Source organism: Acidimicrobiia bacterium (genome assembly GCA_040881685.1).
Taxonomy (GTDB): Bacteria; Actinomycetota; Acidimicrobiia; order IMCC26256; family PALSA-555; genus SHVJ01.
In genome coordinates this window covers 1-25,609 of sequence record JBBECS010000016.1, presented here as the reverse complement: position 1 = coordinate 25,609, position 25,609 = coordinate 1, and the positions used below count along the sequence as shown (strand labels likewise).

At 67.5% G+C, this 25,609-nt stretch carries 27 protein-coding genes and 1 tRNA gene; 17 read left to right on the top strand and 11 right to left on the bottom strand.

The genetic code is table 11. The features are described 5' to 3' along the window. Positions 1 to 51: 51 nt before the first annotated feature. The 3 genes from WEE69_04235 to WEE69_04225 are packed head-to-tail and all read right to left on the bottom strand — an operon-like array spanning position 52 to position 1,534. The gene (locus tag WEE69_04235) at positions 52 to 309 is read right to left on the bottom strand and encodes a 4Fe-4S binding protein (protein ID MEX1144498.1); all 258 of its coding nucleotides are present in this window, start codon (positions 307 to 309) and stop codon (positions 52 to 54) included. Beyond that, positions 306 to 890 (bottom strand): 2-oxoacid:acceptor oxidoreductase family protein, encoded by a 585-nt coding sequence (locus tag WEE69_04230; GenBank protein ID MEX1144497.1) that lies wholly within the window; start codon positions 888 to 890, stop codon positions 306 to 308. Before WEE69_04230 ends, WEE69_04235 begins: the two co-directional genes overlap by 4 nt. Further along, the gene (locus WEE69_04225; protein MEX1144496.1) at positions 887 to 1,534 is read right to left on the bottom strand and encodes a TetR/AcrR family transcriptional regulator; all 648 of its coding nucleotides are present in this window, start codon (positions 1,532 to 1,534) and stop codon (positions 887 to 889) included. The genes WEE69_04230 and WEE69_04225 overlap by 4 nt, the downstream gene beginning before the upstream one ends. A 65-nt stretch (positions 1,535 to 1,599) precedes the next feature. On the opposite strand from WEE69_04225, the gene WEE69_04220 reads away from it, so the two are divergent. Next, complete coding sequence (locus WEE69_04220; protein ID MEX1144495.1) at positions 1,600 to 3,225, top strand: AMP-binding protein; 1,626 nt, start codon at positions 1,600 to 1,602, stop codon at positions 3,223 to 3,225. Positions 3,226 to 3,232: 7 nt separating this feature from the next. On the opposite strand, the gene WEE69_04215 is transcribed toward WEE69_04220, so the two are convergent. From WEE69_04215 to WEE69_04190, 6 genes are all read right to left on the bottom strand, one after another. Further along, positions 3,233 to 3,751 carry an exonuclease domain-containing protein gene (locus WEE69_04215; GenBank protein MEX1144494.1) on the bottom strand — a complete coding sequence of 173 codons (519 nt, stop codon included), beginning with the start codon at positions 3,749 to 3,751 and terminating at the stop codon, positions 3,233 to 3,235. A 41-nt stretch (positions 3,752 to 3,792) separates the two neighbouring features. Further along, positions 3,793 to 4,518 carry an ABC transporter ATP-binding protein gene (locus WEE69_04210; GenBank protein MEX1144493.1) on the bottom strand — a complete coding sequence of 242 codons (726 nt, stop codon included), beginning with the start codon at positions 4,516 to 4,518 and terminating at the stop codon, positions 3,793 to 3,795. Beyond that, the gene (locus WEE69_04205; GenBank protein ID MEX1144492.1) at positions 4,515 to 5,303 is read right to left on the bottom strand and encodes an ABC transporter ATP-binding protein; all 789 of its coding nucleotides are present in this window, start codon (positions 5,301 to 5,303) and stop codon (positions 4,515 to 4,517) included. The genes WEE69_04210 and WEE69_04205 overlap by 4 nt, the downstream gene beginning before the upstream one ends. Beyond that, a complete protein-coding gene (locus tag WEE69_04200; GenBank protein MEX1144491.1) occupies positions 5,300 to 7,441 on the bottom strand; it encodes an ABC transporter permease in 2,142 nt (713 codons plus the stop codon). Before WEE69_04200 ends, WEE69_04205 begins: the two co-directional genes overlap by 4 nt. A gap of 75 nt (positions 7,442 to 7,516) precedes the next feature. Further along, positions 7,517 to 8,839: an ABC transporter substrate-binding protein gene (locus WEE69_04195; protein ID MEX1144490.1), complete on the bottom strand. Its 1,323-nt coding sequence runs from the start codon at positions 8,837 to 8,839 to the stop codon at positions 7,517 to 7,519. Between the two features lie 101 nt (positions 8,840 to 8,940). Beyond that, positions 8,941 to 10,407: an AMP-binding protein gene (locus WEE69_04190; GenBank protein ID MEX1144489.1), complete on the bottom strand. Its 1,467-nt coding sequence runs from the start codon at positions 10,405 to 10,407 to the stop codon at positions 8,941 to 8,943. Between the two features lie 22 nt (positions 10,408 to 10,429). Here WEE69_04190 and WEE69_04185 point away from each other — a divergent pair, with 22 nt between their 5' ends. From WEE69_04185 to WEE69_04115, 15 genes are all read left to right on the top strand, one after another. Further along, on the top strand, positions 10,430 to 11,404 hold the full coding sequence (locus tag WEE69_04185; GenBank protein ID MEX1144488.1) for an NAD(P)-binding domain-containing protein: 975 nt from the start codon (positions 10,430 to 10,432) through the stop codon (positions 11,402 to 11,404). A 120-nt stretch (positions 11,405 to 11,524) separates the two neighbouring features. Then, a complete protein-coding gene (locus tag WEE69_04180; protein MEX1144487.1) occupies positions 11,525 to 11,962 on the top strand; it encodes a Fur family transcriptional regulator in 438 nt (145 codons plus the stop codon). A 40-nt stretch (positions 11,963 to 12,002) separates the two neighbouring features. Next, positions 12,003 to 12,422, top strand: coding sequence for a rubrerythrin family protein (locus WEE69_04175; protein MEX1144486.1), 420 nt, complete (start codon positions 12,003 to 12,005; stop codon positions 12,420 to 12,422). Positions 12,423 to 12,495: 73 nt separating this feature from the next. Beyond that, entirely contained in the window at positions 12,496 to 13,788 is a 1,293-nt protein-coding gene (locus tag WEE69_04170) for a heterodisulfide reductase-related iron-sulfur binding cluster (protein ID MEX1144485.1), read from the top strand. Then, positions 13,788 to 14,366: a DUF3501 family protein gene (locus WEE69_04165; GenBank protein ID MEX1144484.1), complete on the top strand. Its 579-nt coding sequence runs from the start codon at positions 13,788 to 13,790 to the stop codon at positions 14,364 to 14,366. The genes WEE69_04170 and WEE69_04165 overlap by 1 nt, the downstream gene beginning before the upstream one ends. A gap of 10 nt (positions 14,367 to 14,376) precedes the next feature. Beyond that, complete coding sequence (gene dut / locus WEE69_04160; protein ID MEX1144483.1) at positions 14,377 to 14,814, top strand: dUTP diphosphatase; 438 nt, start codon at positions 14,377 to 14,379, stop codon at positions 14,812 to 14,814. Between the two features lie 26 nt (positions 14,815 to 14,840). Continuing rightward, positions 14,841 to 15,785, top strand: coding sequence for a TIGR03621 family F420-dependent LLM class oxidoreductase (locus WEE69_04155; protein ID MEX1144482.1), 945 nt, complete (start codon positions 14,841 to 14,843; stop codon positions 15,783 to 15,785). A gap of 10 nt (positions 15,786 to 15,795) precedes the next feature. After that, positions 15,796 to 16,737 carry a TIGR03621 family F420-dependent LLM class oxidoreductase gene (locus WEE69_04150; protein MEX1144481.1) on the top strand — a complete coding sequence of 314 codons (942 nt, stop codon included), beginning with the start codon at positions 15,796 to 15,798 and terminating at the stop codon, positions 16,735 to 16,737. 13 nt (positions 16,738 to 16,750) lie between these two features. Then, positions 16,751 to 17,965, top strand: coding sequence for an amidohydrolase family protein (locus tag WEE69_04145; GenBank protein MEX1144480.1), 1,215 nt, complete (start codon positions 16,751 to 16,753; stop codon positions 17,963 to 17,965). After that, positions 17,965 to 18,759: an SDR family NAD(P)-dependent oxidoreductase gene (locus tag WEE69_04140; GenBank protein ID MEX1144479.1), complete on the top strand. Its 795-nt coding sequence runs from the start codon at positions 17,965 to 17,967 to the stop codon at positions 18,757 to 18,759. Before WEE69_04145 ends, WEE69_04140 begins: the two co-directional genes overlap by 1 nt. Positions 18,760 to 18,773: 14 nt before the next feature. Then, entirely contained in the window at positions 18,774 to 19,940 is a 1,167-nt protein-coding gene (locus WEE69_04135; GenBank protein MEX1144478.1) for an acyl-CoA dehydrogenase family protein, read from the top strand. Beyond that, on the top strand, positions 19,937 to 20,998 hold the full coding sequence (locus WEE69_04130) for an acyl-CoA dehydrogenase family protein (protein MEX1144477.1): 1,062 nt from the start codon (positions 19,937 to 19,939) through the stop codon (positions 20,996 to 20,998). The genes WEE69_04135 and WEE69_04130 overlap by 4 nt, the downstream gene beginning before the upstream one ends. Further along, on the top strand, positions 20,995 to 22,428 hold the full coding sequence (locus WEE69_04125; protein MEX1144476.1) for an AMP-binding protein: 1,434 nt from the start codon (positions 20,995 to 20,997) through the stop codon (positions 22,426 to 22,428). Before WEE69_04130 ends, WEE69_04125 begins: the two co-directional genes overlap by 4 nt. 1 nt (position 22,429) lies before the next feature. Then, complete coding sequence (locus WEE69_04120; protein MEX1144475.1) at positions 22,430 to 23,245, top strand: enoyl-CoA hydratase/isomerase family protein; 816 nt, start codon at positions 22,430 to 22,432, stop codon at positions 23,243 to 23,245. 2 nt (positions 23,246 to 23,247) lie between these two features. Next, positions 23,248 to 24,435, top strand: coding sequence for a CaiB/BaiF CoA-transferase family protein (locus tag WEE69_04115; GenBank protein ID MEX1144474.1), 1,188 nt, complete (start codon positions 23,248 to 23,250; stop codon positions 24,433 to 24,435). On the opposite strand, the gene WEE69_04110 is transcribed toward WEE69_04115, so the two are convergent. Both WEE69_04110 and WEE69_04105 read right to left on the bottom strand, forming a co-directional pair. Beyond that, entirely contained in the window at positions 24,436 to 25,068 is a 633-nt protein-coding gene (locus tag WEE69_04110) for an isochorismatase family protein (protein ID MEX1144473.1), read from the bottom strand. A 33-nt stretch (positions 25,069 to 25,101) separates the two neighbouring features. After that, a complete protein-coding gene (locus tag WEE69_04105; GenBank protein ID MEX1144472.1) occupies positions 25,102 to 25,470 on the bottom strand; it encodes a plasmid stabilization protein in 369 nt (122 codons plus the stop codon). Positions 25,471 to 25,532: 62 nt separating this feature from the next. On the opposite strand from WEE69_04105, the gene WEE69_04100 reads away from it, so the two are divergent. Beyond that, positions 25,533 to 25,608 (top strand) — tRNA-Gly (locus WEE69_04100). Position 25,609: the final 1 nt, after the last annotated feature.

The window sequence follows — 25,609 nt, the reverse complement described above, 5'->3', positions numbered from 1 at the left end:
GTTTTGGCGTCGATAGACCCCGCATATCGGGGTTCTTCGACGCCAAAACGCTCATTGTGCGACCTCGGTGAGGACGGGCTCGTCGTAGCGGAAGACCTCGAAGCAGAAGTCGGGGCACACGAACAGGCAGGCGGCGCAGCCGGTGCACCCGGGGTGCAACTGCGGGTAGTGGTATCCGAGACCGTTCACGGCACTGGGCGTCATCGTGAGCACGCGGGGCGGACACGCGGTGATGCACAGCTCGCAGCCCTTGCACGTCTCGGTGTCGATCGTGATCGTGCCGCGGCTCTTGATCGTTGTGGTGCTCAAGCCGGAACCCCCTCGTTGGACCATGCCGGCACCATGCCGTGGTCGACCGCGTCGTATCCCGCGCGCAGCGCGGTCTCGTTGGCCGCGATGTGCTGTGTTCGGTACGACGGGATCGATTCGCGCATGCCCTCGATCGCCGCGTCGAGCCCAACGAGCCCGGTGGTGGCCAGGTACGCGCCGACCATCACCAGAGAGCCGCCGAGCTCGCTTCCGAGCGTCGTAGCGATGTCGGTGGCAGGAACGCGCAACACCTGCAAGCGTGCCTCGTCGAGCTCGGTCGCGAAGGTTGCATCGTTCACGAGCACCAACCCGCCGTCGCGCACCTTCGGGCCGATCTGGGCCCAGAACTTGTCGTGCATGCCAATCGCCGACCACGTGTGCGAGAGCACGGGAGGTGCCTGAATCGGGCCATCGCCGACGACGACGCTGGCGTCGGTGTTGCCGCCGCGCATCATGCCGCCGTACACGCCGAACAGCTGCACGTTGCGACCTTCGATCGTCGCGCCTTGCGCGATGACCTGCGCGGCCAGCTGCACCCCTTGCCCGCCCATCCCCGTCACCATCAGCTCGCGCTCGCTCATCGAGTCCCTCCGATGCCTCGCAGTGCGAACTGCACGAGATGGCCGACCACGGCCTTCGTCGGGAGCTGCCCGCGGGCGATGGCGTCACCGGCTTGTCCCATGGCGAGGTGGTAGATCGCGTCGGCATCGCGCACCGGATCTCCGCCGGCGTCGGCAATCGCGGCACGCAGCGGCGCCATCATCTGTTCGCGCGAACGGGAGGTGTCATCCGGAAACTGATCCGCGAGACGCGCGCTGTTCACCATGAACGGTCGGGTGTTCGCTGCCGCGTCCCGGTTGCGTGCCTGCTCCAGCACACCTTCGATCCACGCGCGCACGCGCGGCGCGCCTGGATCGACGCGACCAAGGCGGGCCTCGAGGTAGGACACGAGCCGGCGCTGCCCGTCGTCGAGCACCGCGAGCAGGAGCTCGTCTTTGCCGCGGAAGTGGCGATAGAACGCCTGGTTCGACAGGCCTGCCTCCGCGACGATGTCGCTCACCCGCGGGTCGACGCTGCCGGTCCGACGCATGACGGCATACGTGGCATCGAGCAGGCGCCGGACCTCTTCGGTGTAGGTGTCGGACCGCTCCTGCAGCGTGCGTGCGGCGACGGTCTGCTCCACCGGCTCGGCCAGCGCCCTACCGACGGGAATGATATTCTGCACTGCAGGAACGCTATTCCCGCCTGGACCCTGACGCAACTACCGTCGCCCCTTGTAGGTTCGGGCCTGTGAGTCTCCTCGACCTCGAGCTGCGCCCTGACGACGGCGAGCGGGCGAAGCGCTACCTCGCCGACGGGTCATGGACCGACGAGACGCTCGGATCAATCCTGGCGGCCGGCTTCCCCGAGGCGCCGAACAACGTCGTCTCGTTCCGCTCCGATGTCCGGCCCTGGCGCGGCACGTACGCCGACGCGGCGGACCTCGCCCGGCGCGTCGCCGGAGGCCTGCGCGCCGCCGGCGTACGTCCCGGCGACCCGGTGGCGTTCCAGCTGCCGAACTGGCTCGAGGCCGCGGCCACCTTCTGGGCCACCGCGTTCCTCGGAGCCGTCGTGGTACCGATCGTGCACTTCTACGGACCGAAGGAAGTCGGGTTCATCCTCCGGCAGTCGGGCGCACGCTGGTTCATCACCGCCGACCGCTTCGGGCACCTCGACTACCTCGCCAACCTCGAGACGCTGCCCGAGCTGCCGGCGCTCGAGCAGACCTACGTCGTGGGTGACTCCGTGCCCCCCGGCGCGCGCTCGTTCGACGAGTTGTCCGCACACGATCCCATCGACGTCCCAGCCGACGTCGATCCATCTTGGCCAGCGCTCATCGCGTACACCTCGGGCACGACATCGGATCCGAAGGGTGTCGTGCACTCACACCGCACCATCGGCTCCGAGGTCAAGCAGCTCGCCGAGATGGCCGCGACCGCCTCGGAACGGGCGATGCTCGTGGGCGCACCGGTTGGGCACGCGATCGGGATGCTCGCCGCACTCCTCATCCCCGTGTATCGCCGCGAGCCGATCTATCTCATCGACGTGTGGGATCCGAAGACGGTGCTGGCGGCGATGCTCGAGGACGACCTCTCGAGCGGGTCGGGTGCGACCTACTTCCTCACGAGCCTCCTCGATCACCCCGACTTCACGCCCGAGCACGCGGCGAAGATGCGGCGCATCGGCCTCGGGGGATCCCCGGTTCCCTCGGCGGTCGGCGAGCGGGCTGAGCGACTCGGCATGTCCGTCGTCCGCAGCTTCGGATCCACCGAGCATCCGTCCATCACCGGGGCCACACACGACGAGCCGCGCGACAAGCGGCTCAGCACCGACGGGCATCCGCTGCCTGGGGTGGAGATCGAGCTTCGGGACGACGAGGGCAAGCCGGTTGCGCTCGGGGAACCCGGTGAGATCTGGAGCAAGGGTCCCGACTGCTTCGTCGGTTACACGGATCCGGTACTCACCAAGGCGTCGCTCGACGACGACGGCTGGTTCGCGACGGGTGACGTGGGCGTCCTCGACGAGGATGGCTACCTCACCATCGTCGACCGCAAGAAGGACATCATCATCCGCGGCGGCGAGAACGTCAGCGCGCTCGAGGTCGAGGACCAGATCGTGCGCATGCCCGGCGTGGCCGAGGTCGCGGTCGTGGCGGCACCGGATCCGAAGTTCGGAGAGCACGGTGCCGCGTTCGTGCGGATGCAGCCGGGAGCCGGCGCGGTGCCGTCACTCGAGGCGATGCGCGAGCACCTCGGCGCGTCCGGACTCGCCAAGCAGAAGTGGCCGGAGGAAGTGCACCCGATCGAGGAGTTCCCACGCACTCCGTCGGGCAAGGTGCAGAAGTTCGTGCTCCGCGACCGCCTCCGCAACCCCTGAGACAGATCTAGAGGTCGATCTGGAGGCCGAGCTCCGAGCGCATGCGGAGCAGTGCTTCGGCATTGCCGATCGCATCTTCCAACGCGTTGTGCGTGTGCCGGGTCACGCGCAGGTGCTCGAAGTCCTTCGTAGTGTCACCCACGATGCCCTTGTAGAGACTCCCGAGGTCGTCGCTGTTGTGTCCGAACGGGTTGGTGCCGCAGAACCGATGGAAGTACCAGTTGACGAAGCCCCAGTCGAAGCCCGCGTTGTCGGCGATGAACCAACAGTCGCCGCGCTCAATGCCGTTCAGCCACTCTCGGAACGCGGGCATGACCTCCGCGGGGTCATCGAAGGCAAGGGTCTGCTCACGGCTGAAGCCGGAGATCGCGAGCGCGTCGGGCATCCACTGGTTGGAGATCGGTCGTATGCGGCGGTAGAACGTGGTCTCGAGTGCCTTGTCGACGAGCACGGCGCCCACGGAGATCATCGAGTAGTCGCCGGGAACCGGCCCGTCGGCCTCGATGTCGACCATCACGTATCGCATGCAGGCAGTCTGGCGCGCGCGTCGCGCAAGTTCGCGGCCGGTCAGCTCTCCGAGCCGAGATAGCCCGCGACGAGCTCAGCGTGCGCCTCGCTCGCGGGACCACTCCAGCCGATGCGTCCACGGCGGAGGATGACGGCATCGTTCGCGATTCCGAGCGCGCGTTCGACGTACTGCTCGATGAGGAGGATCGTCACGCCTTCCTCGCGGGCGCGCCGGAGGGAGTCGAACACGAGATCCACGAGGCGCGGCGCGAGTCCGAGCGACATCTCGTCGGCGATCAGCAGTTTCGGCGGCGCGGCAAGCATCCGGGCGAGGCTGAGCATCTGCTGCTCGCCGCCTGAGAGCGTGCCCGCCTGTTGGCGGCGACGCTCGCCGAGGACGGGGAACAGCTCGAGGGCGCGCTCCACGGCCGCGGCGCGGTCGTCGCGCGGGACGGCATAGCGCAACAGTACGCGCAGGTTGTCCGCCACCGAGAGGTGCGGGAAGATCGCGCGCTCTTCGGGCACGTATGCAACCCCGAGTCGACTGATGTCCGCCGCCGAGCTCTTGGTGACGTCCTGACCAGCGATGCGTACGGTGCCGGCCGCAGGTGACACACGACCGGTGATCGCGGCCGCGAGGGACGACTTGCCGGCACCGTTGGGGCCGAGCACCGCGAGGACCTCTCCGGACGCGATTTTCAGGTCCACACCGAAGACCGCGCGCGCCTCGCCGTAGTGCACTTCGAGGCCCTCGACCTCCAGCACCGGTGCGGCGGTGTCGTTCACGACGGCCCCGCGTCCGCGGTGGCGGTGCCGAGGTATGCGGCCTGCACCTCGGTGCTGGCGCGGATGTAGGACGGCGGACCCTGCGCGATCACCTTCCCGAAGTCGAGCACGGTGATCACCTCCGAGATCTCGAGCACGAGCTCCACATCGTGCTCAACGACCACGAACGCAACGCCTCGATCGTCGCGAGCGCCGCGCAGTGCGGTCGCAACCTGCGCAGTCTCGTGCACGTCCAGACCAGACGTGGGCTCGTCGAGCAGCACGATGCGCGGCTCTGTGGCGAGCGCACGGGCGATCTCGACGATCCGGCCCGTCCCGAGGGGGAGCAGCACGACGGGTTGCTCCGCGACTGCATCGAGACCCAAGAGCTCGAGGATCGCGTCGACCGCCTCATCTTCCCCCGCCGAGGGCCTGCCGCCGAGCCCCAGCAAGTCGCGCACGAGGGTGCGATCGCGCCGCTGGCGCACGCGGTGCGCGACCACGAGGTGCTCACGCACGGTCATCTCGCCGAAGAGCTCGAGCCGTTGGAAGGTCCGAGCCAGCCCGAGACGAGTCCGCTTCTGCGGGCTCATGTTGGTGATGTCGATGTTGCCGAGGGTGACCTGGCCTGCTTTCGGGCGGATCAAGCCCGACAGGATGCCGAACAAGGTGGTCTTGCCGGCACCGTTGGGACCGACAAGCCCGGTGATCGCACCTTCGTTCGCGGCGAAGTCGACGGCATCCAACGCGACCACGCCGCCGAATTGCACCGTGACGCCGCGTGCGTCGAGCAGGGGAGCGCTCATGCCGGCACCTCCGCGGCCTCTGCTTCAGCTCGGCGTGCCTCACGTTGGAGGTCGCGCAGCCGGATGCGATTCATCACGTCGAACAGCACGCCGCGGGGCTGCTTGGCCAGGAAGACGGCGCCGAGACCGAACAAGATCGTCGGGATGTAGTCCCACGCCGTCCCGAGGTCGATCTCCTCCCGAACGTTGATCGGCAAGATCAACACGACCAAGGCAGTGCCGACCACATAGAGCGCGATAGCGAGGCCGATTCCCTTGGAGGTGCGCATCGCACCCGACCCGAAGAGTCGCGCGGTCATGCCCATCACGATGAAGACCACGATCACCACGAAGATCAGGCTCAGCTTGTTGGTGGGTGCCTGGAGGGCGACGAAGAGGACCGCGGACATCAACGCGCCGACGACCGAGCGGATTCCCCAGGTCACGACGATCGCGAGCCAGACGATCCCGATGAGCACGTCGAACGACGGGACGGTCGCCCTGCCGAAGCTGACGGCGTAGAGGCCTCCACCGAGACCGGCGATGAACGCGCTGAGCCCGAACACGATGAGCTTGGATCGAACGACGCTGATGCCGATCGTGGCAGCCGCGGCCTCGCTCGACCGCATGGCGGCCAGCACCATGCCCGTTGTCGATCGGCGGAGGTTCACGACGACGAGCGCGACGATCAAGAAGATGATCACGAGCAGGAAGTAGAAGTTGTCGTCGCCGTTGAAGTCGATACCGAACATCGCAGGGCGGTCGATCGTGACGCCGCTGTTGAAGTTGTCGAAGTCGGAGCGCGCGAACACGAGATAGCGGAGGAGCTGCGAGAAGGCCAACGTGGCGAGCGCGAGGTAGAGCCCGCCGAGTCGCAGGCTCAAGCCCGCCACGATGAGCCCGACCGGCACGGCCACGATGGCGCCCATCAGGAGTGCGGCCCAGACGGGCCATCCGGCGTTGGTCGCGAGCTTCGCCGCAGTGAACGCGCCTACTCCCGCGAGTGCTGTCTGCGTGAGCGAGAGCATGCCGCCCTCACCGGTGACGACGGTGAAGGTCAAGAACAGGACACCGAGCGCCATCGCTTGACTCAGGACAGTTCCGACCCAGAAGTCGCTGTTCCAAAGCGGGACCGAGAAGAGCGCCAGCGCAAGCGCGGCCGGTCCGATCGCGGCGCGCCATCCGGTGATGCGGGTGACGGGTGCGATCTCCTCTTCCGCGGGTCCGGCACGGAGGTCCACCTCGAACTGCTCGCGACGCAACCCTTGGTACGCGAGGAGCACGCCGAGCATCACGATGAAGGGGATGCTGGGTTTGAACCCGGTCTTGATCGCGGTGCCCAGGGCCGAGCTGTCGGTCAAGAACCATTTTGGGATGTACTTCTCGGACAGCCCTTGCAGGAGTCCGATGCCGAGCGCTCCGGCGAACGCCAGCGGCAGGCTGCGCAATCGTCCGACCACGACAGCCGCGAACGACACGACGAGCAGCAGCGTGAACTGCACCTCACCGAGCCCGGCCGTTGGGCTGAGGAGCACCCCCGCGAACGCGGCGAGGCCGCAGCCGAGCATCCAAGAGATGGCGCTGATCACTGCGGGGTTGATCCCGGAGAGGGCCGCGACGCGTGGCGAGTCCACGGCGGCGCGGGTGGCGAGTCCGAAGGGCGTGAAGCGCATCATGAGCCCGAACACCGCGGCGACGAGCGCCGCGCCGATGATCACGCTGGCTTGGTTCCAGTTGACGGTCAGTCCGAAGACGTCGAACTCGCCCGGCGGGCTGCCGCCGAAGCCGGGTGCGAGCACCTCGCCGCCGACCACGGTGGTCCCGTAGATCAGCTTGGCGAACGCGGGGATCGCCACCCACAGGCCCACCGTGGACACGAACCGCACGACCGGAGGCGCGGCGGTGAGTCGGTGGAAGACGATGCGGAAGAGGAAGAGCCCGAGCAGTGGGCCGACCACGAAGACGCACGTGATCGCCGCGAGCGGCACAGACCAACCTTGGAACTTGGTGAGCCAGTAGTACGTGACGGCAGCGAAGTACGCGATCGCGCCGTGGGCGAAGTTGAACACGCGTGACGCGTTGTAGGTGAGCACGAGGCCGAGCACCGAGACCGCGTAGATGCTGCCCAGCACCAGCCCCGTGAGGATGAACGGACCCATTGGCCCTTTCCGGACTACCGGCTGGGCCGGGTCACGAGGTGACCCGGCCCAGACGAGCGATCAGTTCGGGATGACCTAGCCCTTGGCCACCTCGGCCGCCTTCAGCTTCCTGACCTTGCCGTGGTCGATGAGCTTCTTGGCGCAGAGCGGCTCACCGTCGAACTGCGGCACGAACTCACCTTCCACCAGCTGCACGTAGTACACGCAGTAGAAGATGCGACCGAAGATCTCGTCGTAGTCGACCGGGACGAACGCACCGCCTCCGTCGTAGCCCTTGACCAGGCGCAGGTTGTTGATGAAGGCCTTGCGCGTCGGGCACCCCACGCCGGCCGCGATCAGGCCCTGCACGAACACGTCCGCACTGAAGTAGCCCTGAATCTGGAAGAAGTTGAGCGGGTTGGCCTCGGGGTCGAAGGCCGCGATCGCGTCCTCGTAGGCGGTGAGCCCCGGTGAGCCCACTTCGAGCGGCTTGAACTCCGTGCCCATGTACGCGCCTTCGTAGCCGGGAAGCGCCGTGACGCGGCTGTCGTAGCCGCCGGGGAACACGGTCGCCTTGAGCTCGACGCCTGCTTGGTTGAGCGCCTGGACCAGCCCGTTCGCCTGGATGCCGGCGAGGCCGGTGTACATGCCGTCGGCGCCGCTCTCCTTGATCTGCGCGGCGATACCGGTGAAGTCCTGCTGCTCGGGCGTCACGTCGGTCGTCTTGAAGACGAGCTCGAGGCCCTTGGTGTTCTCAACCGCGACGCCGGCCTGGTCCATGAAGACCGCGCTGGACGCGATGTTGGCTCCGACCAGGGCGATCTTCTTGGCGCCGAGTGCCTTCATCACGTCGGCGTTGCGACTGCTGAACGTCTCGGTCGGCTCGGGCGGCTGCGAGTTCCGCCACGAGAACATGTTGGGGTAGATGCCCCACTCCTTCTGGCCGAGGTGCCACCCACCAACGGGGATCTTCTCCTCGTTGAGGTACTCGCCGCTGCCGTCGGCGACGTTGGACACCTCGATGATGCCGAAGACCTCTTCTTCTTCGACCAGCTGCTGCGCGGCCGTGAGGTTGTTGGCCTGGTTCGCCTGGTCGTCCTTCACCACGAGCTCGATCTGACGGTCGCCGAGCTCGCCGCTCGCGTTCGCCGCGTCGATCCGGGCCCGGATGCCGTTCTCGGTGCTCGGCGCGAAGCTGACGCCCTGGGGGCCACTCAAGATCGTGATCACGCCGACCTTGATGGTGTCGTCGGTGATGCCCGGGTCGGGCTTGTCGCAGTTCGCGGGCTCCTTGATCTCCTTGAGCTTGGAGAAGTCAGGCTTCTTCTCGCCGGCACCCGCTACTGCGGTTGTGGCGATGGTGCCGCCCAAGCCGAGTGCGAGTGTGACGAGCGCGGTGGTGATCCGACGTCCAACCATCCCTTGATCCCCCCTAGGTCGTGGCGTGCTGCGGCATCTTCTAACACCCCTCACCCTGACGCAACCGTCAGGGAAACGGGGGGTCGAGGTGGCCGGATCGATCAGCCGGTCGCGGTAATCCGCTCCACGAGAAGCGTGCGCTGGATCTGTCCGGTCGCCGCTGTCCGCGGGAGCTCGTTCACCAGCTCGACCCGCCGTGGATGCTTGAATCCGGCAAGGCGCCCCTCGCAATGTGCGCGCAGCGCGTCGACGTCAACGCTGGATTCGTGTCCGACGCGTGCGACGATTACCGCGCACACGACCTCACCCCAGTCCGAGTCGGGGATCCCGATGACGGCCACCTCGGCGACCGCGGGATGGTCGGCGAGAACGGTCTCGACCTCGCCGGGCGCGACTGTCTCACCTCCCGTGCGGAGCAGGTCGCGTGCGCGCCCGACGATCGACAGGTAGCCCTCGTCATCGAGCGCTCCGAGGTCACCGGTGTGGTACCAGAACGGCCCGCCCGGATCGAGTGGCCGCAGGGCTTCGGCGGTCGCATCTGGCTGCTCGAAGTACTCGTCCATGAGCAGCTCGCTGTACACGCACACCTCTCCCTCGGGCGTGAGCCGGATCGAGACCGTCGGCGGTGGCAACCCGACCGAGCCCGCCTTACGCGCGAGGTCGGCGTCGCCGAGCAATGCGGCGGGCCCGGCTTCCGTCGACCCGTAGTACACGCGCGTCACCGTGCCCGGGAACGCTTCCTTGATCGCAGCGAGGAGTTCCGGTGGCGTCGCGGAAGTTCCCGTGTCGGCCTCGCGCACCGTCGAGAGGTCGTAGCCCGTGCGATCGTGGTCGAGCACGCGAGTCCATACCGCAGGGATGCAATAGAGACGGCTTGCGCCACGCCGCTCGGCAGTAGCGAGCAACGAATGCGCGTCGGGTGTTGGCACCATGTGCACCGGGCAGCGCATCTGCCACGCGTTGAGCGTCATCGACCAGCCCGACATGTGAAACAGTGGGAACATGCAGACGGTGCCACCGTCGTGGTCGGTGAGCAGATGCGGAAAGCTCCGCAAGAAGCTGACTCGGTTTGACAGCACGACTCCCTTGGATCGACCCGTGCTCCCGCTCGTGAAGAAGATGACATGCGTGTCGCGTTCGTCCAGGGCGGCATCGACCACATCGGTCCGCTCGCGACCCGAAGCGTCGTGGAACATCGCCGCCTGTTCGACGTACTCGAATGCGGGTTTGGTGGCGGCGTGGTCTTCGTCGACGATCGTCAGCCGTGGTCGGGCGTAGCCGATCACCTCGGACGCTTCGTCGGCACCCAACCTGGCGTTGACCGGCATGAACGCCGCTCCGAGCTTGGCGCAGGCGGCGAAGATCGGCATCGCTTCGAGTGAGGTCTCACCCCACCACGCGACCCGATCGCCTCGGCCCACGCCTGCCGCGGCGAGGGTTCGGGCCACTTGGTTCGCTGCGGATTCGAGCTCGGCGAAGCGCAGCTCCTCGTCGCCCATGGTGGCGGCGAGCTGGTGAGGCGTGACGCTCGCGGCGTGACGGATGACGTCCCCGACGAGCAGCCCCATGGATCGCGTAGGTTACGGTGCCATGACGACGATCTTCCATGACGAGGACGCTGACCTGAAGGCGCTCGAGGGCGCGACCGTGGCGGTGGTTGGCTACGGCAACCAGGGGCGCTCGTGGGCGCTGAACTGGCGCGACTCGGGCTTCGACGTGCGGGTGTGCGTGCGCGCCGATGAGACGCGCACCAAGGCCGAGACGGACGGGTTCACGCCCCTCGATCTCGAGGAGGCGAGCGACGTCGATGTCGTGTGCGTGCTCGTGCCTGACGACGTGATCCCGTCGCTGCCCATCAAGCGCAAGGCCGATGGCCTCACGATTCTCGCGAGCGGCTATTGCCTCGCCTTCGACCGCTTCGCTCCTGACGGCGACGTGGGCATGGTCGCCCCACGCATGCTCGGACCCGAGGTGCGCCTCTGCTACGAGGAAGGCATCGGGTTCATCACCGCAGTCGGCGTGCAGACCGACGTGACTGGTCGGGCGCGCGAACGCACGCTCGCCGTCGCCAAGGCGATCGGCGGGCTCCGCCAGGGCGCGATCGAGCTCACGCCCCACCAGGAGGCGCTCCTCGACCTCGCCGAAGAGCAGGTGCGCTCCGCGGTCATGACGCACGTGAGCGGTGCGTACGTGAAGTGCCTCGTCGAGATGGGAATCCCGCTCGAGGCCGTCATCACCGAGATGACGTTGTCGGGGGAGAGCGAGCGCACGATGCGACTCGTGCGAGAGATCGGGTACACGGGGCAGTTCCGCTTCCACTCACCCACGAGCCAGTACGGCCAGCTGACCCGGCGCGAGGCGTTCTCGGAGTTCGACGTCGCCCCGAAGATGCGCGAGATGCTCGAGTACATCGCGTCGGGGGACTTCGCCGACGAGTGGGATGCCGAGCGCGACGCCGGCTACCCCAAGCTCGAGAGCCTGCGCGAGCAGCACGCAGGGGAGAGCGTCGCCGCCTTCGAGAAGGAGATCCGTTCCAAGCTCGGCGAAGGCGCCCTCAAGGGCTGACGCCGCGGTCCCTCTCCCCGAGCAAGTGACGCTGAGGGTCAAATACGGAGCCTTTCCGTCACTTGCTCGAGGGGGGAGCGATTGGTAATTGACAATCGTTGTTGATAGGGTGGCCGTCGCATGAAGACGGTCGAGGAGCTCACGGGGCGGTTCCGGGCGCAGGGGCTGCGGGTCACGCCGCAGCGCCAGGCGATCTTCCGGCTGCTCCACGGCAACGCGTCGCACCCCACGGTGGAGGCGCTCCACGAGGCGGCGCGAAGCGAGATGCCGACGATCTCGCTCAAGACCGTGTACCAGACCGTCCACGACCTCGAGGCGCTGGGTGAAGTTGCGCTTCTCGACGTGGGTACGGGGAGTGTGCGGGTCGACCCCAATGTCGAGGATGCCCACCACCACCTCGTGTGCACGAGCTGTGGGAAGGCGCGCGACGTGCTCGTCGACGTCGGCGCGCTGCGCATCTCCGCACGCGAGCGGCGTGGCTTCACGGTTGCCGACGTCGAGGTGAACTTCCGCGGCGTGTGCGACGAGTGCGCCGCCACCATCGAAGATCCAACGTGACCTGTTTCGCAGCAAACGACACGAAAGGGAAAGACATCTGATGCCAGAACTCAAAGGATCCAAGACGCACGACAACTTGAAGGAGGCTTTCGCCGGCGAGAGCCAGGCGAACCGCCGCTACCTCTACTTCGCGCAGAAAGCCGACGTGGAGGGGTACCCCGACGTGGCGGCACTCTTCCGCTCGGTGTCGGAAGGTGAGACCGGGCACGCGTTCGGTCACTTCGACTTCCTCGCCGAGGTTGGCGACCCGGTCACCGGTGTGACCGTGGGAGCCACGTCCGACAACTTGAAGTCGGCGATCGAGGGCGAGACGTACGAGTACACCGAGATGTACCCGGGCTTCGCCAAGACCGCCCGCGACGAGGGCTTCGACGAGATCGCGGAGTGGCTCGAGACACTGGCCAAGGCCGAGACGAGCCACGCCGGCCGCTTCACGTCGGGCCTCGAGTCCATCAAGTAAACGTCACCACCGGGGTGCGTCCCTGACCCGGCTATTCCGGGGTCAGAGACGCACCCTTGTGACGTTTGAGTCCATGACCTCGCATCTCTACGATCCGCTCGACGCGTCCTATCTCGACGGAGGTGGCGCGCGCGCCGAGCGCGATCGCACGTTCCAGATCTGCTCCGACTGTCGGATCTGCGTGAAGTTCTGCCCGTCGTTCAAGGACCTCTTCAAGATGATCGACGAGCGCGACGACGGCGCGCACGACGTGACCTTCCTCTCTGACGAGCAGCACAAGGTCGTCGTCGACGAGTGCTACCAGTGCAAGCTCTGCTTTATCGCCTGCCCGTACACCCCTGAACAGGGTCAAGAGTGGGTGATCGACTTCCCCCGGCTCATGCTGCGCTCGTTGGCGATCCAGGCGGAGAAGCGGGACGTGCAGAAGGGCGCGCGGCTGCTCGCCCGCACCGATCTCCAGGGCAAGGTGGCCACGAAGCTCGCGCCCCTGGTCAACCGCACCAACGACGTCCGGCCCCTTCGCTTCCTCATGGAGAAGGCCACGGGCATCTCGAGGGTCCGCCTGCTCCCTGAGTACGCCCGGGAGCGATTCTCGAAGTGGTTCGCGAGGCGAACCCCTGCGCTGCGCGACCACGCGGCTGCCACGCGCGTCGCGCTGTTCACCACCTGCCTCGTCGAGTACCAGGACCCGGAGATCGGCAAGGCAACCGTCGGCGTCTGTGAGCGAAACGGCATCTCGTGCGATCTCCCCGCCGACCAGGTGTGCTGCGGGATGCCCTGGCTCGATGCCGGCGACGTGGACAAGTTCCGGGAGCACGCGGAGCGCAACGTGGCGGCGCTCGTCGATGCGGTGAAGGCCGGGTGCGACGTGATCGTGCCCCAGCCCACGTGCGCGTACGTGATGAAGAACGAAGTCCCCGACTTCCTGGGAACCGACGACGCCCGGCTGGTCGCCAAGCACACCTTCGATGTCGCCGAGTACCTCATGGCGCGCCATCGCGAACAGCCGCTCGACACGAACTTCACTGGCCCCACCCACGAGACGATCACGTGGCACGCGGCTTGTCACTACCGCGCGCAGCAGATCGGCCCGAAGAGTCGCGACCTGATGGCGCTCACGGGCGCGAAGGTCACGATGGTGGAGCGATGCTCTGCCATCGACGGCACGTGGGGCCTGCGGGCCGAGAACGTCGAGATGGCCCGACGCATCGCCAAGCCGTTGATGGAGGCAGTCAGCAAGGCCGACACCGATCTCGTCGCGGGCGACTGCCATCTCGCGAACACCGCGATCCGAGAGGCCACCGGCAAGGTGCCGAGTCATCCGATCCAGGTGCTCGCAGCCGCGTACGGGCTCGGGGAGGACTAGTGCGCAAGCTCTCCACGAGCGACATCAAGGACCTCCGCGAGTACGAGCGCGAGCGCGATGAGTTCCGCGCGGAGATCATCGCGACCAAGAACCGCCGAAGACTGAACCTCGGCGATTTGATCTCGATCGTGTTCGAGAACACCGACACGATGCGATTCCAGATCCAAGAGATGGCGCGCGCCGAGAAAATGCTCCGCGACGAGCAGATCGCCCACGAGATCAACACGTACAACCAGCTCCTGCCGGAGACGGGGGAGCTGTCTGGCACGATGTTCATCGAGATTGACGACCAGGCAGCACTCCGCGAATGGCTCCCGCGGCTCTTCGGCGTCGAACACCACGTGTCGTTCGCTGTCGCCGGCGACAGGGTGTCTGCTCGCGAGGAAGACGCCGAGCGCCTCACGCGAGAGGACGTCACCTCAGCGGTCCACTACCTCAAGTTCGCGTTCACGCCTGACCAGCAGCGCGCCTTCGCCGCGGGCCCGGTCGGCATCGCAATCGATCACCCGGAGTACCGCGCCGACATCACGTTGAGCGACGAGCAGCGCGTCGAGCTCGCGAGCGACTTCACGGCGTAGGTTCCGGCCGGTGAAGATCGAGTTCACGAAGCTCGACCAAGGGGCACAAGTCCCAACCCAGCAGCACGTTCACGACGCGGGCTACGACCTGCACGCCAACGAGAGCGTCACGCTCGCGCCGGCAGGCGGGCGGGGAATCGTGCCGACCGGTCTCGCCGTCGCGATCCCGGAGGGGTGCGCCGGCCTCCTGATCCCGCGGTCAGGGCTCGCGTTGCGTCACGGCGTCACGTGCCTCAACACGCCAGGCCTCATCGATCCGCTCTACCGGGGCGAGCTCAAGGTGCTGCTCGTGAACACGGATCCGAGCGAGCCCTACACCGTGCAACGCGGTGACCGCATCGCCCAGCTCGTGATCACGAAGGTCGAGTCACAGGTGGAGTGGCACGAAGTGGACGAGCTCGACGAGACCACGCGGGATACGTACGGCTTCGGCTCCACCGGCCGCTGACCCCCACCGCAGTAGGGTGCGGCGCCGTGGCGCATGACCGAAAGTTTCGCTTCGGAGTGATGGCGCTCAGCGCCGAGTCGGGCAAGGAGTACCGCGAGACGGCTCGCAAGGCCGAAGACCTCGGGTACTCAACCCTCTACGTGCCGGACCACTTCGTGGATCACCCGTTCGGGCCGTTCCCCGCAATGGCGATGGCCGCCGAGGCCACGAGCACGTTGCGCGTCGGGTCGCTCGTGCTCGGCAACGACTACCGCCACCCCGTCGTGGTCGCACGCGACGCGGCCACCCTCGACCTGCTCTCCGACGGCCGGCTCGAGCTCGGGCTGGGCGCCGGGTGGATGACGGTCGACTACGAGAAGACGGGCATCCCGCTCGACCGCCCCGGTGTGCGCGTGGACCGCTTGGCCGAGGCGATCACCGTGATCAAGGGACTGATGGCCGAGGGGGAGTTCTCGTTCAAAGGCGAGTACTACACGATCACCGAGCTCGACGGCATGCCCAAGCCTGTGCAGAAGCCATGCCCACCCATCGTCATCGGCGGCGGCGCGCCGCGCGTCCTGCGACTGGCCGGGCGCGAGGCCGACATCATCGGCATCAACGCCAACCTGAAGACGGGTGTCGCCAACGACCCCGGCACCGCGTCGTCGATGAACCCCGCAACGACCGACGAAAAGCTCGGCTGGGTACGGGAAGGCGCGGGGGATCGGTTCGACGCCATCGAGATCCAGGCGTTCGCCGGCTTCACGCTCTTCACCGAGGATTCGAAGCAAATCGCAGAGGCGATGGCGCCGGCCTTCGACTGCTCGCCGAAGGAAGTGCTCGACAGCCCGGTCGGTCTCGTCGGCACGGTGGACGAGATGATCGACACGATTCAGCGTCGCCGGGAACGGTGGCAGATGAGCTACCACGTCGTGGGCTCCGAGGTGATGGACGAGTTCGCAGCCGTCGTCTCCGCAGTGGCCGGCACGTGAGCAGCTGACCATGGCACACGACCACAAGTTCCGATTCGGTGTGCAGGTGTCGAGCGCGAGCTCGGCCGATGACTGGCGCACCAAGGCTCGAAAGATGGAGGACCTCGGGTACTCCACGCTCTTCATGCCCGACCACTTCATCGACACTGAGCTGGCCCCGATGGTCGCGATCGCGTTCGCCGCCGCGCATACCACCACCCTGCGCATCGGTCACCTCGTCCTCGGCAACGACTACAAGCACCCCGCAGTCACCGCGAAGGAAGCGGCGACAGTCGACGTGCTCTCCGGCGGACGCCACGAGTTCGGCCTCGGCGCGGGATGGATGCAAACCGACTACGACGCGCTCGGCATGCCATATGACAAGGCCGGGACACGCGTGGAACGGCTCGAGGAAGCGCTCGCCGTCGTGAAAGGCGCGTGGTCGGGCGAGAAGTTCAGCTTCAAGGGCAAGCACTACGAGATCACCGACTACGTAGGCGTCCCGAAGCCGGTCCAGAAGCCGCACCCGCCCATCGTGATCGGCGGCGGCGCCCCGCGCGTCCTCAAGCTCGCAGGCCGCGAGGCTGACATCGTCGGGATCAATCCCAACCTTCGCAAAGGAGCGATCACCGACGACGCGATCAAGAGCGCGCTGGCCGAGGGCACGCGCCAGAAGATCGAGTGGGTGAAGGAGGGCGCGGGGAAGCGCTTCAAGGACATCGAGCTCCAGATCCGCTATTTCCTCGCGTCCATCACCGATGACGCCGAGGGGTTCGCCGGCGCGGCCGCCGGCGGGTTCGGCTTGAGCGCGCAAGACGCGCTGGAGTCGGGCGTCGCGCTCGTCGGCACCGTCGAGCAGGTCATCGAGACGCTCCACAAGCGCCGCGACGAGTGGGGCGTGAGCTACGCGGTGCTCGGCGACGACACGTTCGAAGCGTTCGCGCCGGTGGTGGCCGCGCTCGCCGGTACCTGAGGGGGAGGAAGCAATGACCACGGATCTCGTCATCGATGCCGACGGGCACACGATGGAAGCCGACGACCTGTGGGTCGAGCGTATGGACCACGAGCGCTGGGGCGACTGGATCCCCAGGAAGGTGACCGAGGACGACGTCTACGAGACCACGTATATGGGTGGTGTGGTCAGAAGCGGTGGTCGTGAGCTGCGCGACGCGGTGGCCAAGGCCGTGGGCAAGACACCCAAGGAGCTGTACGACCTCCTCGAGAGCATCCGCATCCCTGGCGGGTACGACCCGCACGCGCGACTCGCCGACATGGACCGCGACGGCATCGACGCGGCGGTCTTGTACCCGTCGATCGCGATGTTCTTCGGCCCGGTCGACGAGATCCCTGCCTTGCACGACACGGAGTTCGTGGCCGCCTGCCAGCGTGCGTACAACGAGTGGGTGGCCGAGTACTGCTCGGCGGCGCCGACGCGACTGTTCGGTATCGGTGCGGTCCCACTCCAGGACGTCGATCGTGCCGTTGCCGAGGCCGAGCACGCGGTCAACGAGCTCGGGCTGCGCGGCGTGTTCATCCGCCCGTCGGCGTACCTGTTCGCGGACGACGGCACCGACCTGCCACTCAACCACTCCGCGTACGACCGGTTCTGGGCCGCCTGCCAGGACCTCGACCTGCCGGTCGCATTGCACCCTGGCGTGCACGTGGACACGCCGGGCGCGTGCCGCAAGTTCGCGTTGGTCGCGGTGACCGAGAACATCATGCTGTCGAACTCGGCGCGCGACGAGCTCCACGGCGGCTCGGGGCTCGGGCAAGCGGTCGGCAACACCGCCGACATGATCGTGAGCATGGGTCGGCTGTTGATGGGTGGCGTGTGCGAGCGCTTCCCGCGCTTGCGTTTGCTGTTCCTCGAAGCCGGTGGTGGCTGGATCCCCACCCAGCTCCAGCGCATGGACGAGCAGGTCAAGGCGTTCCCGCTCGAGAAGCGCTGGCTGAGCATGCTCCCGAGCGAGTACTTCGCGCGCCAGTGCTACGCGGGCTTCGAAGCTGAGGAGTGGAACATCGCCGCCTGCGCGGAGTTCCTCGGCACCGACCGGGTGCTGTGGGCGTCGGACTACCCGCACCCTGAGTTTCACCCCGAGGTGGTGAAGGAGCTGCGTGAGGGCATCGGCGGGCTCGCCGACGAAGACCAGCGCAAGATCCTCGGAGGCAACGCGATCGAGGCCTACCGCCTTCCTTTGTGATGGACCTCGGGCTCGATGGTCGCGTCGCCCTGGTCACGGGTGGGAGTCAGGGCATCGGCCGCGAGATCGCCCTCACACTCGCCGGTGAGGGCGCCGACATCGTGATCTGTGCCCGCCGGCGTGAGCCCCTCGAGGTGACCGCCGCCGACATCGGTGCGCTCGGTCGTGAAGTAGTCGCGGTGCAGGCCGACGTCGCGACCGCCGACGGCGCCCGGCACGTGGTCGACGCCGCCCACGAGCGTTTCGGCCGGGTCGACATCCTCGTGAACAACGCAGGCAAGGGGTCACCGAAGCCGCTGCTCGAGCTCACCGACGACGATTGGTACGCCAGCATCGAGCTCAACCTCATGAGCGCGGTCCGGGTGTCGGTCGCATGCGTGCCAGGGATGCGCGAGCGCGGTTGGGGGCGGATCGTGAACATCTCGTCACGGGTCGGCCGTGAGCCCGACGAGTTCTTCGGCCCGTACGCCGCAGCGAAGGCGGCGCTCATCAACTTCTCGAAGACGCAGGCCAACGCGTTCTCGCGCGATGGCGTGCTCACCAACTGCGTCGTGCCCGGGCTGATCCGCGGTGAAGGCGTGCAGGAAGCGGCCGAGCGCAGCGCCGAGGTGACGGGCAAGACGGTCGAGGAGGTCTACGAAGCCACGCTGCGCAAGCGTCCGATCCCCGCTGGTCGTCTCGGCGAGCCGAGCGACATCTCCGGGCTGGTCGCGCTGCTCGTGTCGGAGCGCGGTGCGTGGATCACCGGCAGCTGCTTCACGGTCGACGGCGGCATCGTTCGCAGCGACCGCTGACGCGGGCGGGGACCATGGACTTCGCCTTCACCGCAGAGGAAGAAGCCTTCCGGGCCGACCTGCGTGCGTTCCTCGATGCCGAGGTTCCCGACTGGTGGCGCGGCATGTTCGTCGACGACGAGCGGACGATGCCGTTCACCCGCGAGCTGTGCCGCATGCTCGCCGGGCGCGGCTGGCTCACGATGGCCTGGCCACCCGAGCATGGTGGCGCAGGCGCGAGCGTGTGGATGCAAGCGATCGTGCGCGAGGAGATGTGGGCACGCGAAGAGCCGCGCGGGCCGCAGTACATGAACCTCAACTACATCGGACCGCTCGTGATGCGCTTCGGCACCCCCGAGCAACAGGCGCGGTTCTTGCCGCCGATGGCCCAGGGCGAAGTGATCTGGACCCAGGGGTTCTCCGAGCCCGATGCCGGCTCCGATCTTGCCTCGTTGATCACCCGCGCCGAGGATCGCGGCGACCACTTCATCGTGAACGGTCAGAAGATCTGGACGAGCTATGCCGACGCGCCGGCCGACTGGTGCCTGCTGCTCACGCGCACGAATCGGGATGCGCCCAAGCATCACGGCATCTCGGTGTTGCTGGTGGACATGACGACGCCCGGGATCACCGTGCGACCGATCGACACCATGGCCGGACCGCACGAGTTCAACGAAGTGTTCCTCGACGACGTCCGGGTGCCACGAGAGTGCCTGTTGGGGGAGCAGGACCACGGGTGGGACGTGATCGTCGCCGGGCTCACCTTCGAGCGCGTCGGCATCGCGCGGTACGCACGGGCGGGACGCGTCATCGAGGTCCTCGTCGAGTATGCCAACGCGACGGGCCGCGGCGACGACCCCGCAGTGCGTGACCGCTTGGCCGACATGCGCGCCCGCTACGAGGCCGCGCGCCTCCTCAACTACCGCGCCGTCTCGATGCAAGCGGCGGGGGTGGTACCGACGATCGAGGCGTCCGTCGCCCGCATGCACAACACCCAGCTCGAGCAACAGGTTGGGCACGTCGGTCTCGAGCTGCTCGGACCGTTGGGGCGGTTGCGCTCGAAGGACCCGTTGGCACCGTTGGAAGGGGAGATCCACCGGTACTGGACGCGCAACATCCCCACGACGGTCGCGGCGGGCACGTTGGAGATCCAGAAGAACATCGTTGCTCAGCGGGGCCTCGGGCTCCCGCGCGCACCATGAACCTCGAGCTCAGTGCCGAGCAGCGGTTGCTGGCCGAGACCGCGCGCGCGTTCGTCGATCGTCACGGCACCGACGCGAGTGCTGTTGACCCATGGCCGACGATGGTGGGCGCGGGCTGGTCGGGGTTGCTCATCCCCGAGGATCAAGGTGGGGCGGGTGGCGGCATGGTCGACGTTGCCCTTGTCTGCGAGGCGTTGGGTCGTGGACCGGTGTCGTCGCCCCTGATCGCGTCCGGGGTGCTCGCCGCGCTCCCGGTGCTCTGGCTCGGAAGCGCGGAGCAGCGCGAACGTTGGCTGCCCGGTCTTGCCGCAGGAGCGACGGTTGGCACGCTCGCGCTGCTGGAGCCGGGGATGCGCGACGAGTGGGACGCGCCTCGCATCGCGGGTGCCGCATCTCTCTCGGGCAAGAAGGTCCTGGTGCCGTGGGCCGTTGGTGCGGACGTGATGGTCGTGGTGACAGCCGACGGCTTGCGTCTCCTCGAGGTGGCCGACGAGACGGTGCGCGTGGATGCCCACGACACGCTCGACGGCGAGCCAACCGGACTGGTCATGTTCGACGGCGCGACCGCCGAGCCGCTGGGCGGCACTGCAGACGCGAAGGATGTGCTGGACCGGGTCCTGGATCACGCCGCGATCGCGGAGCTCGCGTTCGCGGTGGGGGCGGCCGAGCGGGCGCTGGATCTCAGCGTGCAGCACGCCAAGGACCGAACCCAGTTCGGCCGGCCGATCGGCTCGTTCCAGGCGGTCGCGCACCGTTGCGCGGACATGCGCGCCGACGTGGACGCCTGCCGCTACCTCGCCTACCAGGCCGCCTGGGCACTCGATCGTGATCCTGCGACTGCCGTGCTCGCGGTCACCGCCGCGAAGTCCTACGCCAACGACGCCATCCGACGGGTCTTCCTCAACGCACATCAGGTGCACGGTGCGATCGGCTTCTCTACCGAGCACGATCTGCACACCTTCACCCGTCGCGCCAAGGCATTTGAGCTCACCCACGGGAGCACGGCCCGTCACCGCGACCGGCTGGCGACCGCCATGGGTCTCGGAACGCGCCGGTGACTGCAGCGACGTTCGCCGACGCGTTGGCTCAATGGGCCGCGCACCAACCGATGAAGACGGCGGTCGTGGACGCCAACCGGCGTCTCACGTACGCGGAGCTCGACGCCGCGGTCGATGAGCTCGCGGCGGGACTTCGACGCGAGGCCATCAGACCGGGCGCCGTTGTCTCGTCGCAGCTCCCGAACTGCATCGAGTCGATGCTGTTGTGCTTCGCAGTCGATCGTCTCGGCGCGGTGCACAACCCGATCGTCACGATCTACCGCGAGCGAGAGGTCAGCTTCATCCGGGAGCAGGCCCGGAGCGCGCTGTTCGTCGACAGCCCCCAGGCCGTCGTCGCGATGAGCGAACCGGGCGCCCGTCCCCAGCCTCCGAAGGTCGACCCGCAGTCACCGCATTACCTCCTGTACACGTCCGGCTCTACTGCCGACCCAAAGGGTGTCCTGCACTCCGATCACACGTTGCTGGCGGAGTGTCGCGCTCAAGCCGAGTTCCACCGCATGACGAGCGACGAGGTCTTCGTGATGCCGTCGCCGGTCGCGCACATCTCGGGGCTGCTCTACGGCATCTTGCTCCCGGTCCTGCTCGGCGCAAAGAGCGTGCTGATGCCCGCATGGGAGCCCGGCCACTTTCTCGAGCTGGTGGAAGCCGAACGCGGCACGTTCTGTGGTGGCGCCACGCCGTTCCTCCAGGGCGTGGTGGACCATCCCGACCTCGATCGCTACGACCTTTCGTCGTTCCGGCTGTTCCCGTGTGGTGGTGCCGACGTGCCGCCGGACCTGATCCGCAGAGCCATGGTGCGTCTCGGCGTACGAACCGGACGCGGCTACGGCTCCACTGAGTTTCCGAGCATCACGAGCTCATCGGGGCCAGGGGAGCCCGATGAGAAGCGTGCGGAGACCGACGGCCGGCCGATCGGCGGCAACGAGGTGCGCATCGTCGATGGCGAGATCCAGGCGCGCGGGCCCGAGATGTTCCTCGGCTACAAGGATTCGTCGCTCGACGCCGACGCGTTCACGAGCGATGGCTGGCTGCACACCGGCGACCTCGGCTTCCTCGACGACGAGGGCTACCTCACGGTCACCGGCCGGTTGAAGGACATCGTCGTGCGCTCGGGCGAGAAGCTCAGCGCGCGCGAGATCGAGGACGTGCTGCACGAGCACCCGAAGGTACGAGCCGCCGCGGTCGTGGCGGTGCCCGACGATCGGACCGGTGAGCGCGCATGCGCATGCGTTGTGCCGCGTGACGCGGCCGATCCGCCGGCGCTCGAGGACCTGGGGGAGTTCCTGCTCGCGCGCGGGCTGTCACGGCGCAAGCTTCCCGAGCAGCTCGACCTGGTGGCCGAGCTCCCGATGACCGCCAGCGGCAAGGTCAAGAAGCACGAGCTGAAGGCGCGGCTGGCGTCCCCTGGCGACGACAACGGCGGACGATAGGGTGCCCGCCATCAGCGAGCCCACGAGTCTCCTCCTCGAGCGCGACGGCGCGGTCCAGTGGATCCGGTTGAACCGCCCCGAGAAGCGCAACGGCATCGACTTCGCCCTGCGCGACGAGCTCACCGCGCTGTTCCCGGCGCTCGACGCCGACCACGAGGTCCGGGCCGTCGTCATCACCGGCACGGGCAAGGACTTCTGCACCGGTGGCGACCTCACGCCCGGTGGTGACACGAAGATCGCCGTACGCACGTCCATCGGCGTTCTGGACTACCGATCTCATGTCGAGACCTGGCAGCGCATGTTCCAGGCGCTCTGGGAGATGGAGACCCCGGTCGTCAGCGCGGTGAACGGCACCACGGCCGGCGCCGGCTGGATGCTCGCCTTGCTCGCCGATCTCGTCGTCGCGGCCGAGGGTGCGCGCTGGACGCACGTGTTCGCGCGGCGCGGCATGGTGCCTCACGGCGGTGACGGCTTCTTCCTGCCTCGGATCCTGCCGTTTCATCGTCTCAATGAGATCGCGCTCCTTCCCGACGGTGTGACGTCGGAGACGTTGCACGAGTGGGGTACCATCAACCGCCTCGTTCCTGCCGATCAGGTCGAGGCGACGGCTGGCGAGCTCGCGCAGCGCCTCGCGTTTGGTCCGACGCGCAGCCTCGGGATGACGAAGCGCCTCTACCGCCGTTCGCTCGTGAGCGACATGGCGACCGCGTTCGCCGAGGAAGCCGCGGCGACCGCGATGATCTCCCAGACCCAGGACCGGATGGAGGGCGTGAAGTCACTCATCGAGGGTCGCAAGGCCGACTTCATCGGCGACTGACGATGGCGCTGCTCGACGGCCTCCGCGTCGTGGAGGTGGCGCTGCTCGCGCCGAACATGCTCGGCATGCACCTCGCCGACTTGGGCGCTGATGTGATCAAGGTCGAAGATCCTGGCGCGGGTGACTACACGCGCCATGTCGGTGCGGCGAAGCAAGGCGAGCTCTCGTTCCTCCATCTTCGTTGGAACCGCGGGAAGCGCAGCGCGGTGATCGACCTCCGCACCTCCGAGGGGGCTGACGTGTTCCGCGACCTCGTGATGTCGGCCGAGGTCGTGATCGAGGGCATGCGCGCGGGTGCGCTCGAGCGTCGTGGACTCGGATACGAGGCGCTACGGGCCATGAAGGCGTCGATCGTCTTCTGCAGTCTCTCCGGACTCGGTCAAACCGGTCCGTACCGAGACTTGGCGAGCCACGGTGTCGCGTATGACGCGTATGCCGGGCACGCGCCCCCCGAGACCACGGACGACGGCTTCGTCACCATCCCGCGCCGGTACTACGACATCGGCACCCAGGCGGGTGGTCTCTACGCGACGGTCGGTGTGCTCGCTGCGGTGATCCATGCACGCGCGACTGGTGAAGGTGCGTACCTCGACATCGCCCAGGCCGACGCCGCCGTCTCGTGGAATGCCACGCGTCTCGACCCGCTCCTGAGTGGTGCGCCGGCCATCGGGGCGCGTGGCCCTGATCTCCAGGAGTCGGTGCGCTACCAGTACTACGAGACGTCCGACGACCGGACGATCCTGTTCGCCGCATCAGAGCGGCACTTCTTTCGCCGGTTCTGCAAGGCGGTCGAGCGTGACGATCTCGTGAGCGAGTCCGACGCCGAGTTCGGTGAGCACGGACGTGGCGACGTCGCGCTTCGCCAACAACTCGCGCAGCTGTTCAAGACGCGCACGCAGGCAGAGTGGGTCGCGCTCTTCATCGACGCCGATGTGCCCGGTGCACCGGTGAATGCCACCGCCGATCTGCTCAACGATCCCCAGTTTCTGGACCGCTCGCAGATCGTCGAGCACGTGCATCCCGAAGCCGGCCCGCTGCGGATGCTCGGGACGCCGATCCACACCCGCGAACCGATCGTTCCCGTGGGCCCGGCGCCGGCGCAGGGTGAGCACACCGACGAAGTGCTGGGAGAGCTTGGCTACGACACCGGTCGTGTCAACGCTCTACGAGAGCAGGGCGTCGTGCGGTGATCAATCCCTCGACCGGCTCCACAGGTCCGCGACGGCCGCAGTCGTGGTGACGGTTCCCAGCATGGACACGGTGTTCTCGAGCACCGCGTCCGCATAGGTCGCGTCCACGCCGGCCACCGCGTCCCGCGGTATGACCACCTGGTAGGCGCGGTTGACCGCATCGAACACGAGCCCGAGCAGCGCCACGTTCAAGGAGACCCCGGTCGCAACGATGGTCGTGATGCCCTCGTTGCGCAGGATGGTGTCGAGCGACGTTCCGGTCATCGGTGACGCGCCGTGGGCGCGGGGGAGCACGATGTCGCTCGGTTCGGCCCCGACATCGGCGTGCACATCGAACGCGCCGACTGGTGCCGCCTTGCCGGTGCGCGCCTTGTTAGCAACGGCGAACAGCTTGGCGTTGCGGTTGGCACCGAACCCGTCGGGCCGGGCTTCTGCCGTGCAATGGATGACGGGAACGCCCGCCTTCCTCGCCGCGCGAGCGAGGGCGGCGATGTTGGCGAGCATGTCGCTGGCGGCGACCGCTTCCGCCAGCGCGGGCAGCACGCTGCCGCGACCGACGACCGCGTTCTGGACCTCGACGGTCAGCAGCGCGGTGTGGCTCGGGTCAACGAGTTGGCTCAGGTCGATCGGGATATGTGCTTCCTATCCGACCGAACGGAGTTGGCGCTACCGCGCGACGGCTCGGGCGAGTTGCGCCTTGGTCATCCTGGAGCGGCCAGGGACGTTCTTGCGCTTCGCCTCTTCGTAGAGCTGCTCGCGAGTCCGGCCACCCGGCCCGCTGTGGGAGCGCAGACCGCCGCGGCGACCCGAGGAGATGTCGGTTCGAGACAGTCGGCTCGACGACTTCGCCTCACCGCTTCGTGCCCGCTCCTTGTTGACCGTGCGAGCCGCGATCTCCCCGGCCACGTCATCGGACCACCCGTGCTTCTTCAGCCCGGACTTGACGTGCTTGTACTGGCGCTCGCGTGTGTCACTCCATGCGCGCTGCGGCACGGCCATCACCTCCAAGATGTTCAAGAGGGAGGTTCCCGCCACGCCGGCTCGGCAAACCCGCCGCGTCGCTGGTCCGACCGCCCGCGATATCCTCGATGGCTCACGCGGACGTGGCTCAGCTGGTAGAGCATCACCTTGCCAAGGTGAGGGTCGCGGGTTCGAATCCCGTCGTCCGCTCCAA